The sequence below is a fragment of the Kineococcus vitellinus genome (assembly GCF_009906315.1).
Taxonomy (GTDB): domain Bacteria; phylum Actinomycetota; class Actinomycetes; order Actinomycetales; family Kineococcaceae; genus Kineococcus; species Kineococcus vitellinus.
Window position 1 is genome coordinate 1 of sequence record NZ_JAAALL010000659.1, and the last position, 472, is coordinate 472.

Consider the following 472-nt stretch of genomic DNA (forward strand, 5'->3'; position numbering starts at 1 on the left):
GGTGTGCGGGCTCGGGACCGCGGCGGCTCCCGCGGCCGTGGACGCCGCAGGCGGCGCCGGGGGTGGGGTGGTGGCCACCAGGCCCGTCGTGCCGGGCGGGGTCGGCCTGCGGCGCGGGCGGGTGCTGGTGAGGGGGGCGGCGGCGTAGCCGGCGAGGGCGCCGAAGAGCAGCGCGAGGGGTGCGGCGGCGACGAGGAGGCCGACCCGCGGGGTGCGGGTGGCGTCGGTGGCCCAGCCGACGGCCCAGGGGATGACGGTCAGGGTGGCGTAGGAGGTGGCGGCGATGCCTGCTGCTCGGCGGGTGGTGAAGCGTGCGCTCACGGCTGGTGCCCCTTCCTGCGCCGATCTCGCGTGCTCGCCTGCGGGTCTGTCCTTGCTCATCTTGCCTCGGTGCGGCTGCTGGTGCGCGGGCTCCTCGAGACCGGGTGGCTCACGCTCGCAGGTGGGAGGTGCCCTGTCCATCGCCGGGGGG

General features: G+C 77.8%; 1 pseudogene. It reads right to left on the reverse strand.

Going from position 1 to position 472, the window contains the following annotated elements:
- Positions 1-321: pseudogene (locus GTQ99_RS23975) on the reverse strand (hypothetical protein); the annotation flags it as partial.
- Positions 322-472: the final 151 nt, after the last annotated feature.